This is a genomic window from Sulfurospirillum diekertiae, assembly GCF_002162315.1.
Lineage (GTDB): Bacteria > Campylobacterota > Campylobacteria > Campylobacterales > Sulfurospirillaceae > Sulfurospirillum.
Genome location: NZ_CP021416.1, coordinates 898,400 through 915,866 on the forward strand (window position 1 = coordinate 898,400; position 17,467 = coordinate 915,866).

General features: G+C 40.7%; 15 protein-coding genes, 1 tRNA gene and 1 pseudogene. 11 read left to right on the forward strand and 6 right to left on the reverse strand.

Annotated features, from left to right (window positions below):
- The first annotated feature begins 559 nt into the window (after positions 1-559).
- From Sdiek1_RS04480 to Sdiek1_RS04495, 4 genes are read left to right on the forward strand one after another with little or no spacing between them, the layout of a single operon-like run.
- Positions 560-1,876, forward strand: a complete 1,317-nt coding sequence (locus Sdiek1_RS04480) for a 2-isopropylmalate synthase (protein ID WP_087438086.1) — start codon at positions 560-562, stop codon at positions 1,874-1,876.
- 27 nt (positions 1,877-1,903) lie between these two features.
- Positions 1,904-2,668 carry a class I SAM-dependent methyltransferase gene (locus Sdiek1_RS04485; protein ID WP_087438087.1) on the forward strand — a complete coding sequence of 255 codons (765 nt, stop codon included), beginning with the start codon at positions 1,904-1,906 and terminating at the stop codon, positions 2,666-2,668.
- A 41-nt stretch (positions 2,669-2,709) separates the two neighbouring features.
- Positions 2,710-3,105, forward strand: a complete 396-nt coding sequence (locus Sdiek1_RS04490; protein ID WP_087438088.1) for an OsmC family protein — start codon at positions 2,710-2,712, stop codon at positions 3,103-3,105.
- Positions 3,086-3,760, forward strand: coding sequence for a LysE family translocator (locus Sdiek1_RS04495; RefSeq protein WP_238099154.1), 675 nt, complete (start codon positions 3,086-3,088; stop codon positions 3,758-3,760). Before Sdiek1_RS04490 ends, Sdiek1_RS04495 begins: the two co-directional genes overlap by 20 nt.
- 83 nt (positions 3,761-3,843) lie before the next feature.
- On the opposite strand, the gene Sdiek1_RS04500 is transcribed toward Sdiek1_RS04495, so the two are convergent.
- Together Sdiek1_RS04500 and Sdiek1_RS15670 are read right to left on the reverse strand one after the other, a co-directional pair.
- Positions 3,844-6,048: a PAS domain S-box protein gene (locus Sdiek1_RS04500; protein WP_087438089.1), complete on the reverse strand. Its 2,205-nt coding sequence runs from the start codon at positions 6,046-6,048 to the stop codon at positions 3,844-3,846.
- 122 nt (positions 6,049-6,170) lie between these two features.
- Positions 6,171-7,777: pseudogene (locus tag Sdiek1_RS15670) on the reverse strand (methyl-accepting chemotaxis protein).
- 430 nt (positions 7,778-8,207) lie between these two features.
- On the opposite strand from Sdiek1_RS15670, the gene Sdiek1_RS04510 reads away from it, so the two are divergent.
- Positions 8,208-8,450, forward strand: a complete 243-nt coding sequence (locus Sdiek1_RS04510; RefSeq protein ID WP_087438090.1) for a helix-turn-helix domain-containing protein — start codon at positions 8,208-8,210, stop codon at positions 8,448-8,450.
- A 27-nt stretch (positions 8,451-8,477) separates the two neighbouring features.
- Here Sdiek1_RS04510 and Sdiek1_RS04515 read toward each other — a convergent pair whose 3' ends face one another.
- The gene (locus tag Sdiek1_RS04515) at positions 8,478-9,188 is read right to left on the reverse strand and encodes a YebC/PmpR family DNA-binding transcriptional regulator (protein ID WP_087438091.1); all 711 of its coding nucleotides are present in this window, start codon (positions 9,186-9,188) and stop codon (positions 8,478-8,480) included.
- Positions 9,189-9,356: 168 nt separating this feature from the next.
- Between Sdiek1_RS04515 and Sdiek1_RS04520 the strand changes: the two genes are divergently transcribed.
- From Sdiek1_RS04520 to Sdiek1_RS04540, 5 genes are all read left to right on the forward strand, one after another.
- On the forward strand, positions 9,357-9,908 hold the full coding sequence (locus tag Sdiek1_RS04520) for a lactate utilization protein (protein WP_238099274.1): 552 nt from the start codon (positions 9,357-9,359) through the stop codon (positions 9,906-9,908).
- Positions 9,909-10,082: 174 nt separating this feature from the next.
- Positions 10,083-11,024, forward strand: coding sequence for a TAXI family TRAP transporter solute-binding subunit (locus tag Sdiek1_RS04525; RefSeq protein ID WP_087438093.1), 942 nt, complete (start codon positions 10,083-10,085; stop codon positions 11,022-11,024).
- 19 nt (positions 11,025-11,043) lie between these two features.
- A complete protein-coding gene (locus tag Sdiek1_RS04530) occupies positions 11,044-13,110 on the forward strand; it encodes a TRAP transporter permease (RefSeq protein WP_087438094.1) in 2,067 nt (688 codons plus the stop codon).
- A gap of 11 nt (positions 13,111-13,121) precedes the next feature.
- The gene (locus tag Sdiek1_RS04535; RefSeq protein ID WP_087439830.1) at positions 13,122-13,484 is read left to right on the forward strand and encodes a DUF1850 domain-containing protein; all 363 of its coding nucleotides are present in this window, start codon (positions 13,122-13,124) and stop codon (positions 13,482-13,484) included.
- A gap of 34 nt (positions 13,485-13,518) precedes the next feature.
- Entirely contained in the window at positions 13,519-14,352 is an 834-nt protein-coding gene (locus tag Sdiek1_RS04540; protein ID WP_238099156.1) for a YitT family protein, read from the forward strand.
- Here Sdiek1_RS04540 and Sdiek1_RS04545 read toward each other — a convergent pair.
- The 3 genes from Sdiek1_RS04545 to groES form a co-directional block, all read right to left on the reverse strand.
- Positions 14,349-15,134 carry a hypothetical protein gene (locus Sdiek1_RS04545; RefSeq protein WP_087438095.1) on the reverse strand — a complete coding sequence of 262 codons (786 nt, stop codon included), beginning with the start codon at positions 15,132-15,134 and terminating at the stop codon, positions 14,349-14,351. The genes Sdiek1_RS04540 and Sdiek1_RS04545 overlap by 4 nt on opposite strands.
- A gap of 62 nt (positions 15,135-15,196) precedes the next feature.
- Positions 15,197-16,837, reverse strand: coding sequence for a chaperonin GroEL (groL, locus tag Sdiek1_RS04550; protein ID WP_087438096.1), 1,641 nt, complete (start codon positions 16,835-16,837; stop codon positions 15,197-15,199).
- 26 nt (positions 16,838-16,863) lie between these two features.
- Positions 16,864-17,130 carry a co-chaperone GroES gene (gene groES / locus Sdiek1_RS04555; RefSeq protein ID WP_087438097.1) on the reverse strand — a complete coding sequence of 89 codons (267 nt, stop codon included), beginning with the start codon at positions 17,128-17,130 and terminating at the stop codon, positions 16,864-16,866.
- Positions 17,131-17,342: 212 nt separating this feature from the next.
- Here groES and Sdiek1_RS04560 point away from each other — a divergent pair.
- Positions 17,343-17,419: transfer RNA gene (locus tag Sdiek1_RS04560), tRNA-Met, on the forward strand.
- Positions 17,420-17,467 lie beyond the last annotated feature (48 nt).

A 17,467-nucleotide genomic window follows, 5' to 3' on the forward strand; every position in this document is an offset into this window, starting at 1 on the left:
ACTTTAAGTCATTTTTAGCCAGTCAAACTGGAATCTAAGCCCTTTATATTTCATATTAAAAATTTTATAGCAAGTTTATAGCATGAGAGTAGCACATTCAAAAATAGCACGTAAGTAATATTGTGTCAATGAAAATTATTTTTAATGTATTTTGCGATTTTTCAACTTCTGTGCTATACTACGCATTACAAATTTTCTTAAAGGAGAACAGATGGAAACTTTTATCACCCATCAAACCATACACCAACCTCAGAGCATTGCGCAATTTTCTAACGCATCACTCGTCGTCGTCCTCCTCCTGAAGCTCCGTTAATACTTCACTCTTAACCCCATTTATTTTCACTGTTGATTTTTAAATTGGCTTTTTAGCCCTGAGGATACCTCTATCTAATTAGCTCAATTTTTATCATTTTCATTGTTGTTTTTCTTGCAATGATGCAAGATTTTAATTTGAAGCGCAAAGTGCGCGTGGGCTTTCTGCCGAAGAAAACTCAGCGTTAGCGTAGCAACTTTAGCTTTGCCAAAGTTGCGTTATAAAATATAACTTAAGGATATTTCTATGCAAACTGCACAAACTTTTAAAAAATACAAACCGTACCCATTGGTACATTTAGCTCACCGTGAGTGGGCAAGTAACGTTATAACAGGCGCTCCCATTTGGGTTAGTACGGATTTACGCGATGGCAACCAAGCTCTTATTGAGCCGATGAATACGACCAAAAAATTGGCGTATTTTCAAAAATTGGTGGAGATGGGATTTAAAGAGATTGAGATCGCGTATCCGAGCGCTTCTCAAATGGACTTTGACTTTTGTCGCATGTTGATTGAGCAAAACTTGATCCCTGATGATGTGAGGGTTGCCGTCTTAATGCCTTCCATCGAGAAACACATCAGAAAAACTTTCGAAGCGATGAAAGGAGCAAAAAAAGTAACGATGCACCTTTACAATCCCACCGCGGATAATCAACGCAAAATTGTGTTTGACAAAAGCAAAGCGGAGATTATCGCTTTAGCGGTTGAAGGAACGCGCATCATCAAAGAAGAGGCGGCAAAATTCAAAGGCGATGTGTTGTTTCAGTATTCACCTGAGAGCTTTTCCCAAACGGAGTTGGAGTTTGCACGCGATGTGGTGAATGCGGTTATTAGCGAGTGGATGCCAACGAAAAATGCACCGATGGTTATCAATTTGCCAAACACTTTGGAGGCATGCACACCCAACATCTATGCCGATAGAATCGAGTGGATGAGCAAACAAATGTTGGAACGTGACGCGGTTATTTTGAGTGTTCACCCGCACAATGACAGAGGCTGCGCGGTAGCGAGTGCCGAGATGGCGATCTTAGCGGGGGCACAAAGGGTTGAGGGCACACTTTTGGGTAATGGCGAGAGAGCGGGCAATGTTGACTTAGTCACGTTGGCGTTTAATCTTTACTCACAAGGGATTGACCCGATGTTGGATATTTATAACATCGATACGATTTTGCAGGAGATCATCACTTTGACGCACAGCAGTATTCCTCCCCGTCACCCTTATGTAGGATCACAGATCTATACGGCTTTTTCGGGCACGCATCAGGACGCCATAAAGAAAGGTATGGAGTACCAAAAGGTGGTGTTAGATGGCTATTGGCACGTACCGTACCTTGTGATCGACCCCAAGGATATCAAGCGGGATTACCGCGATGTGGTGCGCATTAACTCGCAGTCAGGCAAAGGTGGCGTGGCGTATGTGCTGAAGGAATTTTACGGCATTGAGACGACGAAAAATATGCAAATTGAAATTGCATTGGAAGTTCAAAAGTTGTGCGATGAGAAGGGTATTGAGGTCAATGCGGAGGAAATTTTCAAAGTCTTTCGCCAGATGTGCAAGCTTTAAGCGTTTACATGTAAAAAGGAAAAAAGTATGAGTGAATACTGGAAAGCAGGTGCCTATGCGGCAAATTCAAAAGGGCAGGCGGTTTGGGCGAACGAGTTGATCGAAAAGATGGAGCTTAAAGGCAATGAATCCATTTTGGACATTGGGTGTGGCGATGGAAAGATTACGGATACGTTGAGTCGCCGCACCAGTGGTGAAGTGGTCGGCATCGACTTTAGTAGCGAAATGATTGCGTATGCCAAAGCGGCTTTTTCAAAGCCTGCATTTATGCAGATGGACGCACAAGCTCTAAGCTTTAACGAGCACTTTGATGTGGTGTTTTCCAATGCGGCGTTGCACTGGGTGAAAGACCATCACGCAGTGTTGGAAGGCATTTACAAAGCACTCAAACCCAAAGGCAGAGCGATTTTGCAGATGGGAGGAGCAGGGAACGGCGAAAAAGTGTTTGAAGCCTTCCATCACATTCTTCCAGACTATGCAGCCTATTTCGGGGGATTTGAGTCGCCTTATACCTTTCATTCGGACATTACGTACGAGGCGTTACTGGGCGATATAGGTTTTAGCACGCACCAAGCGCATTTGGTGTTTAAAGATATGGTGCATGAAAATCTCAAAGCATTTCGCGGTTGGCTTGAGACCACGTGGTTTCCATTTATTAACCCTGTGCCACACGCGCTCAAAGAGACATTTATTGAGGCGTGGATCGAGGCTTACTTAGCCCTTTGCCCACCCGATCAGGAAGGAAGAGTGCATATTTCTATGATGCGCCTTGAAGTGCAATTGAGCAAGTAAAAACGTTTACATGTAAAGTGAATTATCGAAAGGATGAAACAATGATGATCAGTGAAAGTCAACACGAAAAGTATCTCACGCATTTTACGAATGGCATGTTCAGTGCCTATGCCGATACGACGAAAAACAAAGGAGGTGCAGAGCAAGGCTTTAGGCCTCATGAGTTGTTGGAAGCGGCGTTGGCGTGTTGTATGAATATGTCACTTAGAATGCATGCTGAAAAACTTTCTATCTCACTTTCAGAGGTGAATGTTCACGTCTCTTTAAATCGAGACGACCCAGAACAGCCAACATTTGAATATGGTGTCTCTTTTGGAAAAGCATTTTCCCCTGAAGAGAAACAAAAACTGTTAACAGCACTTGAGTGTAGTTCTGTTCGTTCAACATTATCGAAGCCATTAGCGTTCAAGCTGGTGAATGCCACAGAGAATCTGTGATAAAATTGTTCTACTTCTTTACTTTAAAGGTCTTGTCATGATAAGCGTTGAATTTTTGATGACTTCTTTGATTGTGGTGCTGATTCCCGGGACGGGTGTTCTTTTTACGATCTCTACGGGATTAGCTCAGGGGAAAAAAGCGAGTATTTACGCGGCTCTTGGGTGTACAGCGGGAATTGTGCCACACCTTTTAGCAACGATTTTTGGACTTGCCGCCATTATGCACACGAGTGCACTTGCGTTTGAAGTGCTGAAGTTTGCAGGTGTTTTATATCTGTTCTATCTTGCGGTCATGACATGGAGGGACAAAGGTGGTTTTGAAACGCAGACGATTTCCATGCGCACCAGTGCAATCTCTTTAGCGACCAAAGCATTTTTACTCAATATCCTCAATCCCAAATTGACCATTTTCTTTTTGGCGTTTTTACCGCAATTTGTCAAACCAGAAACAGTATCTCCGTTGGGTGATATGTTGGTTTTAAGTGCGGTGTTTATGCTGATGACCTTTGTGGTATTTGTTATTTATGGTCTTTTAGCACATAGTTTTCGTCAAAGTGTGATGGAATCACGCCGCGTGCAAGCATGGCTACGACGTGGTTTTGCATTGACCTTTGCGGGGCTTGGCATACAACTAGCTGCATCTACACAGAAGTGACGAAAAACTTTACATGTAAAGCTCTTTAAAATTTTGGATGATTTTTTCCAAAGAGGTCAATGCCTCTTGAGGCATATGCTTAATTAGATAGCATAGGTAAGCGCATCTTTGAGGCTATCGCGGATGGCTAAAAAGTCTTCTTTTGCATTAAGGAAGAGATCAACAATTTGTGGGTCAAAATGTTTTCCACGCTCATTTTCAAAAAATTCAAAAATAGTTGCATCTTCCCATGCTTTTTTATAACAACGGTCATGACTCAGAGCATCAAACACATCCGCAATGCTTACAATACGTGCGTAAAGATGAATCTCTGTGCCTTTAAGATTCATGGGGTAGCCTGAACCATCGTATTTTTCATGGTGCTCTTTAGCAATGGTCGCGGCTGCCTTGAGGAGTGGTCGCGTAGAGTTTTGCAAAATGGTGTAGCCAATCATCGAGTGCGTACGCATAACCGTCCACTCTTCTTCACTTAACGAACCGGGTTTGTGTAAAATCGCATCGGGAATCCCTACTTTTCCTATATCATGCATGGGGGAAGCTGACGCGATGAGGTCCGATTCTTTTTTATCGAGGCCGTATTTTTGAGCCAATAGGTGAGAATAGGCCGCGACACGCCTGACATGATTGCCCGTCTCCTTACTGCGGCTTTCGGCAATCTCTCCCATACAGTAAATAACCTCTTGTTGCGTTGCTTCAAGCTCTACATGTAAAGTAATAATTTCACTGACATCACGCCGGATTGCCATATATTCGAGGGGAGTATTGTTCTTATTGAAAATAGGTAAGATCGTTGAATAAACCCAATACGCTTGACCATTTTTCTTCTGGTTTTTTAAAACACCTTTCCAGACTTTACCTTTTTTGAGCGATCCCCATAAATCAACAAATACTTCATCGGGTGTATCTTTATGACGGGTAATATTGTGATTTTTCCCAATCACTTCTGCTTCGTTGAAGCCAGTTGTTTTATAGAAATTTTCATTGGCAAAGGTGATATTGCCTTCCAAATCCGTACGGGTCAGAATGGTACTTTTATTGATGGCATTTTCATATTGTTTGGACATATGGTATGCATCTTCAAAGTTCTGCTCCGAAATTTTGAGTTGGTTTTCAAGCGAATCATGAATTTTATGCACATTACTAATATCCGTTCGAATGCTGATGAATTCAACAATGTTGCCATTGTGGTCTACGATAGGATTAATCACCGCATTCACCCAATACGCTGTGCCATCTTTTCGTCTATTTTTGATGACACCTTCCCATTTTTTGCCTTTTAAGATAGTCTCCCACATCTGTTTAAATGTCTCTTTGGGGACACTTGGGTGGCGCACAATGCTATGTGGTTGTCCTATCAATTCTTCATAACGATAACCTGAGATTTGACAAAATTTATCATTGGCATAGGTGATGATGCCTTCTTTATTGGTCTTTGAAACGATGGTACTGCGATCAACCGCATTTTTATACTCTTGCAACATCGTTTTTTGATAGAAATTTTCTTTGGTTTTTCGTCCAAAATCAATCCAATAAGCGATTTTTTGCAAGAGTTCTTCCCCAATAAAAGGTTTATGAAAAAACTCATTGGCTCCTTGTTTGATAAGCTTTCTAACGGTATTTGCGTTGTAGTGTTCTGTAAGGACAAAAATAGGAATGTGGATACTCTGTTTCATGGAGCGAAATTGCACTAAAAAGGATTCACCCTTGTTATTGGAAGAGGTAAAGTCAAGGATAATAAGATCAAAAGGTGTGTCATTAAGAAGTCTTTGTGCACTAGGACTATCATACGCGATCTCAACATGATAGTTTAGCGGTTCTAAAAGTTCTCGAATGTGCTGTGCGCTTGTGGGTGAATCATCAATGACTAAAATAGAGTTGGTTGTATTTTTTAAAATGGCTTTCATGGTTCTATCAATCTCTTGTCCCACAAACGAGAGCGGAGAGGTTTTGCATAGATAGCCTAAAACGCCATAGTGTGACCAATCATTGCATCGTTTTGTTTTGGTGTCTGACGTGTAAACAAGGATTTTATGTTTTTCAAAAATATGAAGATTTTGCAAAATAAGCTCCCCTTCGCCATCAGGAAGCGTTAGATCTAAAACAATCAAGTCAAAGGATAAAAAGGTGAGAAGTTCTATGGCCGCGTGTAAAGTGTTTGCATGTCGTATGGGATAACCCAAAGCGTTAAGCTCTTTTTGAAGCATTTTTGAAAACATTCGTGAATGATCAATGATAAGAATTGAGCCTACATTGGCTTCCTTTGGAATTGATTTTAGGTCAATTGTCATAAAAATTCCTCATAAAACATTAAAGATAGAAAGCAATCAAATAGGATCAAACGATCGTTTGCGAACATGTTTACATGTAAAGTAAAGAGGCTTTCCTTCCTTTACATGTAAAAAATATAATTCTACTGAAACTGTCCTAATTTTAGATTGAGATTTTCAGCCAATTTAGAGAGATGATCCGCAGCAGAGGCAATTTCTTCAACACTTCTTGCATTTTCGCTGGTAAGAGAGTTGATGTTGGTGACAAGATCGACAATTTTATCGGTATCATTTGCAATTTGATGCGAATTGTTGGCACTAATCATGACAGATTCCACGCTCTCATTCATAACCGAAGCGGTGCTCATAATCGTCTCTTCAACATTGGTAGAGACTCCTGCGAGGCGCCTGATATTTTGAGCATTCTTGGTCATCTTTTCGGATGAATTGACAATGGATTGAACAATCACATTAATGGTTGCATTGATCTCGGTTAAGGAAGATTGTGTGCGTTCGGCTAGTTTGCGCACTTCATCAGCGACGACAGCAAAACCACGTCCATGTTCACCTGCACGCGCAGCTTCAATCGCCGCATTAAGGGCGAGCAGATTGGTTTGATCGGCAATATCGGATATGACCGTCAAAATCTCTTTCACTTGTTCCGCATCTTTACTCATTTGCTCTAATTGTCCTGCTAAAGTCGTTTCTGCTTCACTGGCAAGTTCCACATCTTCTTTCAGCATTATGACCTCTTTTTTAGCCGATTCAAGTTTATCACCCGCTAGTTCAATACTTTTTTTCATCTCTTCCGAGAGAATAGCCGTTTCTTGGACAAACTTCTTAATGGTGATAATCTCTTCAATCGTGTTATTGACAATTACGGTGCTGTTTTCAGCATTGCGCCCGATTTGCATACTGGTGGTACTCAGCTCATGAGAAACAGAAGCATTTTCAGATGATGAGTGCTTCACATCATCAATGATGGTTTCTAGGGTATCAACGAGACTATTAAAGCTATTGACGATCTCTTGAATCTCATTTTTTGCCATAGTTGATACGAAATTTAAGCTCTTTATTTTGAACAAAGCCTGCGATGCCATCACGAATCAAAAAGACTCCGTTCATAATGTTGTTGCGGATGATAATGACAAGAACAATCACAGCAAGAGCCACCATCAAGGATAAACCTATCATGATGGTCGTTGCACTACTTTTGGCACTCATCGCTTCTTTGGCATCATTTTTGGCTAATGTTTGGTTATATGCCATATGCTCTTCAAGTGTTTTTACCATATCCCCAACGATTGAGCCATGATCGTAAGCAGATGTTTTTGCTTCAGTATTTTTGCCGTCATCTGAAAGTTTAAAAATTTTATCGACCACGGGAATATAAATAGCCATTATTTCTTGTTCTTTTTTGTAAAACGCTTTGTCTGTATCATCAGAAAGCATGACTTCGTATTTCTTAAAATAGGTATCAAAAGAGGTATGATATTCTTTGAATTTGGCTTCAAGTTTTTTTTTGTTCATTTCTATCATCTGTTGCTAGATGCTCCCACATCGTAACGCGCATCGTGCTAAAATCCTGCAACATATTGCCCATTAATAGGACACTTGGTAGCGAATTGACATTGCACGTATTTGTCTTTTCATAGACTTGTTCCATTTTTTGAATACTTATGATAAAAACTGCCCCAATACCTAAAATGGCAATAGCTAATATCGCCATCAACTGTTTTGATATACTCATAGTCGACTCCTTTTTTGGCTTAGTGTATTTTTAGTTGTTAGTGTAAGTATTAAGGGCTTTGTGAGTTTTTTTTAATTTTTCATACTAATGTGTGGTTTTGCAAAAAGAGCGTTTTTAAAAATATAATGAAGGCATATAATAATTTCTTACCAATACTTTTCACGCTAAAAACCCTTTATGTCTTGCTAATAAACCTAATAATTATAAAAGCTGCTAAAATTCCTATTTGTATTTATTTTCCCTTGAAAATTAAAAATAACTAAACAATGATAGAATAAGAATTGATTAAAAATTAATACTATTAGCATTGTAAGTCAATATAAAAAAATACATCAATGTCCCATGGGACATTGATGCAAAAGAGTTATCAAAGTAAACTCATAAAAAAGTCTACCTATGACAGGAACTGTTTAGAAAGAGCAAGAAGGTCATGAATTCATATGATGCTGAAGCAATTCATGCTCAAATACGCCACAATGTAAAGCTATTGAGAGAAAAAAGAGGTAAAAGTCAACTTGAGATGGCTTTGGCGATTGGACATTCTTCAGCAGCATTTTATGCTAAGGCCGAGCTTGGTATTCAGCATAAAAAATTTAATGTTGAGCATTTATGCAAAATTGCCAATGTATTGGAAGTCGATATTCGTGATTTTTTTAAAAATATAGAGGAATAGGGCTTTACATGTAAAGCCCTTGGAATGTTATCCGATGTTGGTATAAACGGCTTGTACGTCGTCGTCATCTTCGATTTTTTCGATGATTTTTTCGACATCAACCATTTGTTCTTCCGTGAAAGTGATAGGTGTGTTTGCAATGCGCTCTAGGTTTGCTTTAGTTAAGCTAATGCCAAGACGGTCAAATGCGGCTGAAAGCGTTCCGAAATTGGTGTAATCAGCATAAACTAGCACCACGCCATCTTCTTCCTCAATCTCTTCAAGACCTGCATCAATCAGTTCAAGTTCTAATTCTTCAATGTCCATATCCGCAGTCTTAGCAAACTCAAAAACAGCCTTACGAGAGAACATAAACTCTAATGAACCATTGTTAAGCATCTCTCCGCCCGCTTTTTTAAAGGCACTCTTGATGTTGGCGACTGAGCGGGTATTATTATCGGTAGCACACTCGACAAAAAAGAGTGAACCATGAGGCCCTTTGCCTTCAAACGTAACTTCATTCAGGGTTTGTGCATCTTTGCCAAGCGCTCTTTTAATCGCGGCATCAATGTTGTCTTTAGGCATATTTTCCGCTTTAGCATTGAGGATAGCCGTGCGGAGTTTTGCATTACTCTCAGGGTCACCACCACCTTCTTTTGCTGCCATCATGATCGTACGGCCAAGTCTTGGAAATACGCGTGACATATTTCCCCATCGTTTCATTTTCGCTGCTTTTCGGTATTCAAACGCTCTTCCCATAGGGGTCAATTCCTTGTATGATATTCTAAATAGTGCATTATTATAGCTTGTTTATACCTTGTTTAAAATAAGAGTTTTTTTCTATAATACTTTAGCACTTCATGCATTCAAAGGATAGTAGAATGGAAAATCTCAAAAAAAATTTACAAAAAACATGGGTTTGAACTCATTTGTGTCCCCACAAAAGAGGAGGCACTCAGTGTTGCGATGAGTTTCATCAAACCACATATGAGTATAGGTTTGGGTGGATCAACGACAGTGAAAGAGATAGGTTTATACGATCATGTTACTTCTCGTAAGGATATTACGCTTTTTAATCAGTACGAATCTGGCATTAGTATGGAAGAGAATAGCGATCGTAGACACAAAGGAATATTGGCTGACTTGTATATTACAAGTACCAATGCACTGACTAAAAACGGTGAGCTGGTCAATGCCGATGGAAGTGGAAACAGGGTTGCCGCACAGATTTTTGGACCTAAAAAGGTGCTCATTATCGCAGGAATCAATAAATTGGTTGAAAATGTGGAAGAGGGCTTTAAGCGCATTCATGATGTCGCTAGTCCTAAAAATATTGAACGAATGAATAAGGCGGCCATTAGCTTAGGAAAAGAACCTCGCTATAACATCAATAATATTGGTAAAAAATTCACATATATCAATGGTGATGATGAAGGTCGTACAACGATTATTTTAGTGGATGAAGTGCTTGGCTATTAAAATGTTTCTATACGAAGCGTTTTACATGTAAACGGGTATTTTTGTTAGATTCTCCAAGAAATTTTGCATTAAAGTAAAATTATAAGAAGTTTATTAAGCTCCTATCGTTACGATAAGACAAATAGGGCTTAATAACTTATTTTTGTAATATTAAAATTTCATAAGGAGCAATCAATGAGAAGATCACTTTTAGTAAGTGCGGCAGCGGTGTGTCTTGGGGCATCTCTCTATGGGGCAGAGTTTATCAACGTTTTAACAGGTGGAACAAGCGGTATTTACTATCCCCTCGGTGTTGCACTTTCTCAAATGTATGCTAAAGCAATTCCCGATTCTAAAACAGCGGTTCAAGCCACCAAAGCCAGCGTTGAAAACCTCAATCTTCTTCAAGCAGGGCGTGGTGAAGTCGCGATCTCTTTAGGTGACTCTTTTTCGGATGCCTATAAAGGTGACGCCGATGCTGGTTTTAAAGCTCCCCTTTCCAAACTTCGTACCATTAGTGCTTTGTATCCCAACTACATTCACTTTGTTGCAGCAGCTGATTCGGGCATTAAATCGTTTGCAGATATCAAAGGCAAACGTATCTCTGTGGGTGCTCCAAAATCAGGCACAGCGTTAAATTCTAAAAAGATTCTGGAAGCTGCAGGCATTAAATACGAAGATTTCTCCAAAGTTGAGTATCTCTCTTACGCTGAGTCAGTGGAACTCATGAAAAACAGACAACTGGATGTCACCTTACTTTCATCCGGTGCGGGTGTTGCAGCCCTTCGTGATCTTGCAACCTCACAAAAAGTCGTCTTTTTGAGTATTCCCGAAGAGATCGTAAAAAAAATTGACGATCCTGCGTATCAAGTTGGCATTATTCCTGCCAATACCTATGAAGGTCAAACAACAGATGTGCAAACCATTTCCGTACAAAATTTCCTTGTAACTCATGCAGGTGTTTCTGAAAAAACCGTCTATTTGATGACAAAAACAATGTTTGAAAACTTAGACCAAATGGTAGCAGCACATGCCGCAGCTAAAGGAATTAGTCTTGCGAATGCAGCAAAAAATCCACCTGCTCCTTTACATCCTGGTGCTGAGAAATACTACAAAGAGATGGGAATTATTAAATAAAATTGTTGAAGGAATCAGTATGTCTGCCTTAGTAACCGAAGAAGTTCACGAAGATACTTCCGATTTTGAAGAGCACGGTCACCAACGTCAGCTTATAGGCTGGGCGTCACGGCTAGTGATGTTTGGTGCGCTCGCATTTTCTGCCTATCAGATCTCTGTTGCGGCATTTCACCCATTTTCCAGTTTGATTATTAGATCTTTACATGTAAGCTTTTTAATCTTCTTGATCTTTATGCTTTATCCTGCAACGAAGAGTGGTCGTACACAGCAAAGCATTCCTTGGTATGACCTTATACTCTCAATTTTTGGGTTTGCACTTGGTTTTTACCACCTTGTCTTTGAAGCAGACCTCATTGAACGTTCGGGTGATCCTACCACGATGGATCTTGTGGTTGCGACCGCTGCTAGTTTGTTGGTTTTTGAAGCGGCACGCCGTGTAGTTGGCTGGGCATTAACGTTAGTCTGTGGACTCTTTTTAGCCTATGGATTTTTTGGACAGTATTTGCCTCTTTCCATCGCACATCGCGGATTTGGTTTTGATCAAATTGTGAGCCAACTCTACCTTGGCAGTGATGGTATTTTGGGTACACCTACACTGGTTTCGGCGACGTATATCTTTTTGTTCATTCTTTTTGGCACATTTTTAGAAAATGCAGGCATGATTCGTCTCTTTAATGCACTTGCTCTTGGACTTGTAGGTCGTGCACAAGGTGGACCTGCAAAGGTTGCCGTTATCTCTTCAGGACTTATGGGAACCATTTCAGGTTCAGGTGTTGCCAACGTTCTAACCGTAGGACAATTTACGATTCCGCTCATGAAGCGCTTTGGGTATAGCTCTGTTTTTGCGGGTGCTGTTGAAGCGACTTCTTCTATGGGTGGGCAGATTATGCCACCTGTTATGGGCGCGGTAGCGTTTATTATGGCGGAGACGTTGAATGTAGCGTATTCGGATATTGTTATGGCTGCGATTATTCCCGCAATGTTGTATTACTTTACCGCCTTTTGGATGGTACATCTTGAAGCAGGACGTTTAAAGCTTTTAGGAATTCCTGCCGATCAATGTCCCAATCCTTGGAAAGAGCTCAAAGCCAGCTGGTACTTAGCGCTTCCACTTGCCGCCTTAGTATACATGCTTTTTCATGGCTTCACTCCGATGTTTGCAGGTATGATGGGTCTGACATTAACGGCTGTCTTGATTCTTGGTGCAGCATTGGCTGCTCGCATTTCTCAAGTCGCGTTACGTTATGTTTTTTGGGTGGCTATTGCCCTTGGTGCATCTTCTTTTTTAGAATGGGGCATTGTACCAGTGTTGGGTCTCATTGCATTTTTAGTTGCTCTTAATTTTGTCGTGAAAGGCGGACGTGATACACTTCGTACGATGAAAATGGCGCTTATTGATGGAGCAAAACAAGCACTTGGCGTGGGAATCGCGTGTGCAATTGTGGGAGTCATCATCGGTGTGTTAACCCTGACGGGTGCGGCATCTAACTTTGCTGGATTTATCCTTGAAGTTGGAAAAACGAGCCTTTTCCTCTCTTTGGTGTTAACGATGGTTGCATGTATTATCTTGGGTATGGGTATTCCGACCATTCCTAACTACATCATCACAAGCTCTATCGCGGCACCAGCCCTTTTAAAACTGGGCGTACCACTTATTGTAAGTCACATGTTCGTCTTTTACTTTGGTATTATGGCCGACCTAACCCCTCCCGTTGCATTGGCAGCATTTGCAGCAGCGTCGATTGCCAAAGCTTCCGCTATGAAAATTGGCTTTAAAGCAACACAGATTGCCATTGCAGGGTTTGTTGTTCCCTTTATGGCTGTATATGATCCTGCGTTAATGCTTCAAGGTGATCCGACATGGATGGCAGTTGTTTACATTGTCCTCAAAGCCTTGTTGGCGATTTATCTCTGGGGCTGTGCTGCGATTGGCTATTTGTGGTCGCCATTGCATATGGGTGAGCGTATCTTTGCCGCAGCCTCCGCTGCACTTTTGGTAGCAGCACTTCCTGCAACCGACGAAGCTGGATTTGCGTTTGGGTTGATGTTTATTGCATGGAATTGGTGGAAAAATCGTAAACGATGATGGCTTTATGTATGAGCTCAGGAGCAGTGACTGTAACACTGTTCCTGAACTCTTTTACCCTTGCTTGGATGCACTCTGTTGAAAAAATTCGTTGGGAAGAGCAGTGGAGAATTGAAGGAAACTCTTTACATGTAATTTCTGCGAGTGTGCGCGGAAGTGGAGCAGGGATGGAACCGCCGCTAGATTCTATCTTCAAAGAGGGTGCTTGGCACTACACACCTCATGTTCCACCACAAAAAGAACTTAGACTTGCTCATTCACCTTTTACCCAGGAGTATGAACTCTGCTTTGATGGGCGATGTACGCCTTTAAATGACTTTTTTTTAACACTGCCCCAAATCGATACTATTGTTCTTGAAGCCTGCGAACGCTAGAATACCGCCACTTTTTACATGTAAGGCAATTTTCGTGAAATCAGAATTTAAAAATTACAGTTATATCTTTTTAGGCTCACTCTTTTTGAGTTTTGGTGTGGTCTCTTTATTTATTCCTAACGCATTAGTAACAGGTGGAACATCAGGTATGGCGCTTTTGGGACATTACATTTTTAAACTCCCTGTAGGTGTGTTGATGGTAGCGATTAACGTACCACTGTTGTTCCTAGGCACTAAATACTTCGGCAAACATTTTACGGTTCGTAGTATCATCGCGATTGGCTTTACGTCAGTATGTATTGATTTTATGGTGGAGTATTTGCATGTAAGTGCACTCAGTCATGATGTTATCTTAGCCGCTATTTTTGGTGGTATTGCTGTAGGTATTGGACTGGGATTTATTTTAAGCGGTCATGCATCTGCTGGTGGTTCGACTATCATTGCTAAAATCGTGGCATCAAAAACGAGTATCAAAGCCTCATCGGTGATGTTTTTTATCGATATGCTTGTCATTCTTGCTATCGCATTTATTTCGAAAAATATTGACCTAGCACTTTGGAGTATGGTAAGCATCTACATCAGTGCAAAGAGTATTGACATGTTCTTAACGCGAGGACCTTCTAAAAAAGTAGTTCATATCGTCTCGACAAAGATCGAAGAGCTCTGCGAGCAGATCGTATTGCATTTAGGTAAAAATGGCACCATTGTGGAAGGTGATGGTATCTATGCACATGAAAATAAACGTATGATCTTTTTAGTGGTGGAAAATCGTAAAATCCCAACGCTTAAAGAGCTGATTCAAAAAGTGGATAATGAGGCATTTATGGTCGTCATGGAAGCGTCAGAGCTATTGGGACGTGGACACTAAAACTTACTTTTGATGTTAATGCTAAACTGGTCACTTTGCTTATCAATACCTGTTTTATCGTATGAAAAGCCAAGGTTGAGTCCTTTGGTGATTTCATTGAGTTGAAAGTTGCTGTAAACACCCGTGTAGGAGAGATTTGTTTGCACCTCATTGGCGATAACATAGCGAGAGCCTAGCGTAATGTCTTTACGAGGGGAGTAGTTCACATCAACGGCATAAGCAGCGGTATTGGGCGTATAATTGTTGGAGCTAAGTACGGAAGAGGTTGGCAAGAGATGGTCTTTCCCTTCCAAATCGCCGTTGGCACCGCGAGCACCACTCAATACTTTAGAATAAGCAATATAGCTTCCAAAATTCTCATAATTCATTTGCGCTTTGGTTCCAAATGCATTGGTTGTTTCAAGACCACCTTGCATTAAACTTTGACGGTAGGTGTCAGCATAATAGTTAGCACTCAGTTTATATCCAACATCTTCTGTATTTCCATGGTAAAGGGCTTCTGTGTAGTAGATCGTATTATCCGTACTGGTTTGATGCGTTTCTGTGGCAAACGATTGCGTAGCCACTTCGAGCCTTAAGCCTCCCAGAGGAGCTGTTTGATAATGAAAGAGAATTTTTTGTGTTTTGGTACTTGAAAAGGGTGTCTCTTCCTCTTCGTCTCCTTCTTTGTAATTAGAGCTAATTTTATGGGTAAGATTGCCATCTAATAGAGCATCCATCAGTGAGTCTGCCGCAAAAAGGGAATGAGATAAAATGATGAGAAGGAAAGTGAATTTTTTCATGGTATGATAAGGCGTAAAGCCATCGAAATGGCTTTACATGTAAAGCAGGGAAGAATGATGAATTACATCATTCCGCCCATGCCTCCCATTCCGCCCATGCCACCCATATCTGGCATTGCAGGAGCTTTTTCCTCTTTTGCATTGGTAATCGTAGCTTCTGTTGTTAAAAGTAAGCTTGCAACTGAAACTGCGTTTTGAAGCGCAATACGTGAAACTTTAACAGGATCAACGATACCTGCTTCAAACATATCAACATACTCACCGGTTGCTGCATTAAAGCCATAGTTTGCTTTGTTGCTGACAAGAACGTTATTTGCTACAACACCTGCATCAAAGCCTGCATTTTCAGCAATTTGTTTCAAAGGTGCTTTAAGGGCACGTGTAACAATGTCAGCGCCAATCGCTTCATCACCGCTAAGGTTTAGTTTGATTTTAGCATTTGCAAGTAAGAAGGCTGAACCACCACCCACAACGATACCTTCTTCAACAGCCGCTTTGGTTGCTGAAAGGGCATCATCCACACGGTCTTTCTTCTCTTTCATCTCTGTTTCGGTTGAAGCGCCAACTTTAATGACCGCAACACCACCACTGAGTTTTGCTAAACGCTCTTGAAGTTTTTCTTTATCGTAGTCACTGCTTGTTTCAGCAATTTGTGCTTTGATTTGTCCAACACGTGCATCAATTCTCGCTTTGTCGCCATTGCCATTAACGATGGTTGTATTGTCTTTATCGATGACAATGCGTGCTGCTTGACCAAGGTCTGCCAATGTAGCCGCCTCAAGGGTGCGTCCGAGCTCTTCACTGATGACTTCACCACCACTGATGATCGCAATGTCTTCAAGCATCGCTTTTCTTCGATCGCCAAAGCCTGGAGCTTTTACCGCAGCGATGTTTAGAACACCTCTGAGTTTGTTAACAACTAACGTTGCTAATGCTTCACCATCGATATCTTCTGCAATGATAAGTAAAGGTTTACCTGTTTTTTGAACTTGCTCAAGTACGGGAAGTAGGTCTTTAAGATTAGAGACTTTTTTATCATACAATAAAACATAAGGATGCTCTAAAACGGTTTGCATTTTCTCAGGGTTGGTAACAAAGTATGGAGAGAGGTAGCCACGGTCAAACTGCATACCTTCAACAACATCTAACTCATCTTGGATACCTTTAGCTTCTTCAACGGTAATAACACCGTCTTTGCCCACTTTCTCCATCGCTTCAGCGATCAATTCACCGATCACTGTGTCAGAGTTTGCAGAAATCGTTGCAACTTGTGCGATCTCTTTTTTATCTTTAACGGCTTTTGCCATTTTTTTAAGTTCCGCAATGATCGCTTCTGCCGCTTTGTCCATACCACGTTTGACTTCAACAGGGTTTGCACCTGCGGTGATGTTTCTAAGACCCTCTTTGAAAATCGCATGTGCTAAAACCGTTGCAGTCGTTGTACCATCACCTGCTTGATCAGCCGTCTTTGATGCAACTTCTTTAACAAGTTGAGCGCCCATATTTTCAATCGTATCTTTAAGTTCAATCTCTTTTGCAACAGAAACACCATCTTTAGTGATGCTTGGAGCGCCAAAACTTTTTTGAATCAAAACATTGCGACCACGTGGTCCCATCGTAACTTTCACTGCATCATTGAGTTTTTTAACACCTTCATAAAGCGCATTACGTGCACTATCTGAAAATAGAATATCTTTTGCCATGTTAATTTCCTTTGTCTATTGATTGATTATAAAACGCCTAAAAGGTCGTCGATGTTCATTACAAGGTATACTTTGCCATCTAATGTAAGTTCTGTACCAGCATATTTAGCAAATACTACTTTGTCACCAACTGAAACAAGACCTTTCTCTGCAACTTTTGGACTTATTGCTCTAACAATACCGCTAAGAGGTTTTTCCTTAGCATTGTCAGGGATGATAATACCAGAAGCTGTGGTCGTTGCTTCTTCGATTCTCTCAAGAAGCACTCTTTTTCCTAATGGTTTGAAAGTCATTTGTATGTCCTTTTAACTAAAATTTTTAGCACTCGTTTGTTTTGAGTGACAAAATTTTACACAAATATAGTAAAAAAGTCAAGAAAAAAGAGCTTAAAGTTTAGTCTTATGTACTCAATGTTTTTTAATTTTTTTGTGTGTTTTGAGAAAGAGGCAACAATTAACCAAAGTATAAGTTTTATGACTATATAATGCCAACCTCTTTTAACCATGTCAAGGTAGCTCAGCTGGTTAGAGCGCTGGTCTCATAAGCCGGAGGTCGGGGGTTCGAGTCCCCCTCTTGACACCATTAAACTAATATACTCGGCTTAGTCCCTAAAAATAGTAACTTTAAAAT